Here is a 3,332-nt window from a genome sequence, read left to right as displayed (position 1 = left end):
GATCACGCCGGCGATTTCGGTGCTGAGCGCGGTCGAGGGCCTTAAGGTCGACGCTCCAGCCCTCGGCCATCTCGTCGTGCCGCTGACGATCGCCGTCCTGATCGGCTTGTTCTACGTCCAGCACAAGGGAACCAGCTTTGTCGGCGGCGTTTTCGGCCCGGTTATGCTGATATGGTTCCTCGTCGTCGCCGCGTTGGGCGTTCGCGGCATCTTGCTTGCTCCGCAGGTGCTGGCCGCTATCAATCCGTATCACGCTGCACGATTTCTCTTCGAGGCGGGCCCGGAGGTCAGCTTCGCCATGCTCGGCGCGGCTTTCCTCGCCGTCACGGGCGGCGAAGCAATGTACGCGGACATGGGCCATTTCGGCCGGACGCCCATTCGAGCAGCCTGGTTCGCGGTAGTGCTTCCAGCTCTGATGCTCAACTATTTCGGCCAGGGCGGCCTACTGCTCTCTGATCCCAGCGCGCTCGACAATCCATTCTACCAGCTCGCTCCCGGTTGGGCTCATTATCCGTTGGTGGCGTTCGCGACAGCGGCGACGGTGATCGCGTCCCAGGCCATCATTTCCGGCGCGTTTTCGCTGACTCAGTGTCAATCGGCTTCGAAAGTTGACCCCAAATCGGCGTCCAAAATTGACCCCCTTTAAGGCGCGGATGTTGGCCGAGCGCTCGCCCCGGCGCAGCTGGTCGGGGTTGCGCAGCCGGGGCGAGCGCGGTCGGAAGAGTTTTCAGGCGCGGTTTTTGAAGCGCCAGCTCTCGTTGCCGGTCTCGACGATGTCGCAGTGGTGGGTGAGGCGGTCGAGCAAGGCGGTGGTCATTTTGGCGTCGCCGAAAACGCTGGGCCACTCGCCGAAGGCGAGGTTTGTCGTGACGATGATGGAGGTGCGTTCATAGAGGCGGCTGATGAGGTGGAACAGCAACTGACCGCCGCTCTGAGCGAAGGGAAGATAGCCAAGCTCGTCGAGTACGACAAAGTCCATGCGCGTAAGATAATCGGCAAGTCGCCCCTGGCGCGCGGCGCGGGTCTCGGCCTCGAGCCGATTGACAAGGTCGACGGTGTTGAAGAATCGCCCGCGCAAACCGGCGCGGATGCAGTTGCGCGCGATGGCGATTGCCAGATGGGTCTTGCCCGTTCCCGTGCCGCCGACGAGAACGCAGTTGCGCTGCTCGGCGATGAACCGGCCTTCGGCCAGGTCGCGCACCAGCGCTTCGTTGATCGGCGTTCCGGCGAACGCGAAGTCATCGACATCCTTGGCCAGGGGCAGCTTGGCGATCGTCATCTGATACTTGATGGAACGCGCCCTCTTCTCGCTGATCTCCGCTTGCAGCAGATCGCCAACGACACGCTGCGGTTCGTGCTGGCGCTTGATGGCGGTGGTGACGATCTCGTCGAAGGCCGAGCGCATTCCGAACAGCTTGAGCGCTCCCATCATGTCGAGGATATCGGCGCGCTCCATGGGTACATCCTCCTTAGGCTGTCGTATCGGCCGCAATCGGCTATGGGCGCATGCTGCAGGGTCAGCGCTTGCGGCGTCGTGATGGGGAAGGATGGCGCTGGGTCGCGACGCCGCGAGACGATGTTGATGATGACGTCGGCTGAGGAGACGCCCTCGGCCAGGGCTTCGGCGCAGGCGGCCTCGATCGCCGGAAGGCCGTCGCTCAGCACCGTGGCGAGTATCTTCGCCATCTGGCGATCGCCGTCATCCGAGCCCGCCAGCTTGCGGCGGACCCGTTCCAGCGCTTGCGGCAGCACCCAACCCTTGAAGGGCGCTCCGTTGCGCAGCGCCCCGGGCTTTCGGGCAAGCACCGGCACATAATGCCAGGGATCGCAAATCGTCGCGCCGCGTCCGAATGATCTCGCATGCTCGGCGACGATGCGGCCGTCCTGCTTGATGACGATGCGATCGGCGTAAGCTTGTATCTCCACTGGCCGGCCAACGGCGCTGGCGTTGACCGAGTACTTGTTGTTATCGAAACGCACGAGGCAGGTCTTCGAGACAGAGGCCGGCACAGCGTGAAAGCCGTCGAAGCGGCCGACGTAGCGCACCAGATGCGGCCGCTCCGCTTCGAACATCTCCCACACCGTGTGGTTGGGCTGCTCCGGATGGGGATGCGCCTTGGCGTAGGCGATGCAGCGATCGAGGAGCAAGCCGTTCAACTCGTCATAGCTCTTCACCCGTAGCCGCGGCGTGAAGAAGCGTTCGCGCACGAGACCGACCTGGTTCTCAACCTGGCCCTTCTCCCAGCCGGACGCCGGCGTGCAGGCCACCGGCTCGACAAGATGATGCGCGCACATTTGCAGGAAACGCCGGTTATAGCCGCGCTCCTTGCCAACGAAGATGGTGTCGACCGCCGTCTTCATGTTGTCGTAGAGCCCACGCCGGCATGCGCCCTTGAAAAAGGCGAAGGCGCGATCGTGCGCGTCGAAGACCATCTCCTGGCTCTCGCGCGGATAAGCGCGGATGAACATCATGCGGCTATGGCAGAGCCGAACATGCGCCACCTTCACCGTCGACGGAACGCCGCCGATCAGGACGACCTCATGGCTCCAGTCGAACTGGTAGGCTTCCCCCGGCGCAAAAGAGAGCGGCACATAGGCATCGACGTTTGCCGCAGCATGTTCCCGGGCCCATACACGCGCGTAACGACGCACCGCATCGTAGCCACCCTGATAGCCGAGGGCGTGCAACTCCTCGAACACCCGGATCAGAGTCAGTCGTTCTCGCGCCGGCTTCGTCGCATTCAGAGCCAGCAGCTTGTCGAGATCGTCCTGCCAGCGGCCCAACTTCGGGCGTGGCTGCACCTCGCGCTCATACGCAAAAGAGGTCTCGCCAGAGCGCAGGACCTTGCGAACCGTGTTGCGCGAAAGCTTGAGGTCCCGCGCAATCTCCTTGATCGACTTGCCCCTGACGAAGCGCTCACGCCGTATCCGGCCAACCGTCTCCACAACCAACATCCCCGCCGCCCGCCTGCATCGCAAGCCGGCAAGTTTAGGGGGTCAGTTTTGGACGCCGATCACCCCACGACGGGGGTCATTTTTGCAGGCCGAAACACAGCTTGACTGGGACGGTCTGAAGCGGACCGGCGATTCGACCAGGCTTACCTGCATCTCGACAGAACGAAGCCGGCAATGGGCCGCTCGATCGATCGCGAGCCCGCCGAGGCTCAATTTTAGACCGCACCGTCGCGCTTCCAAACAAGTCTGTTTAGGCCGCAGTTACAGGCTCCTAAGCCTTTCGCGCTCAGGATCGCGCAGACCTCCGTTGGCTAGGACGTACGCTCGGCTAGACCGGCTCGCCAGACAACACGCCTGCGGGCTCTTCTTCCTCGATC

Annotated in this window: 2 protein-coding genes and 1 pseudogene; 1 reads left to right on the top strand and 2 read right to left on the bottom strand. The window is 63.2% G+C overall.

Annotated features, from left to right (window positions below):
* Positions 1–589: pseudogene (locus JOY90_RS39265) on the top strand (KUP/HAK/KT family potassium transporter); the annotation flags it as partial.
* Positions 590–727: 138 nt separating this feature from the next.
* Here the strand turns inward: JOY90_RS39265 and istB are convergent.
* Together istB and istA are read right to left on the bottom strand one after the other, a co-directional pair.
* Complete coding sequence (gene istB / locus JOY90_RS39260; protein WP_291696449.1) at positions 728–1,456, bottom strand: IS21-like element helper ATPase IstB; 729 nt, start codon at positions 1,454–1,456, stop codon at positions 728–730.
* Positions 1,429–2,955 (bottom strand): IS21 family transposase, encoded by a 1,527-nt coding sequence (gene istA / locus JOY90_RS39255; protein ID WP_291696448.1) that lies wholly within the window; start codon positions 2,953–2,955, stop codon positions 1,429–1,431. Before istA ends, istB begins: the two co-directional genes overlap by 28 nt.
* Positions 2,956–3,332 lie beyond the last annotated feature (377 nt).

Origin of the sequence: Bradyrhizobium sp. (assembly GCF_019242285.1) — a bacterium.
GTDB lineage: Bacteria > Pseudomonadota > Alphaproteobacteria > Rhizobiales > Xanthobacteraceae > Bradyrhizobium.
Note: the sequence above shows the minus strand (reverse complement) of the source record. Positions and strands in the feature narration are given on the sequence as shown.

What these genes read in the sequence shown, in the direction of transcription:
- istB (WP_291696449.1), bottom strand. Translation starts at nt 1,456, where the DNA reads ATGGAGCGCGCCGATATCCTCGACATGATGGGAGCGCTCAAGCTGTTC.
- istA (WP_291696448.1), bottom strand. Translation starts at nt 2,955, where the DNA reads ATGTTGGTTGTGGAGACGGTTGGCCGGATACGGCGTGAGCGCTTCGTC.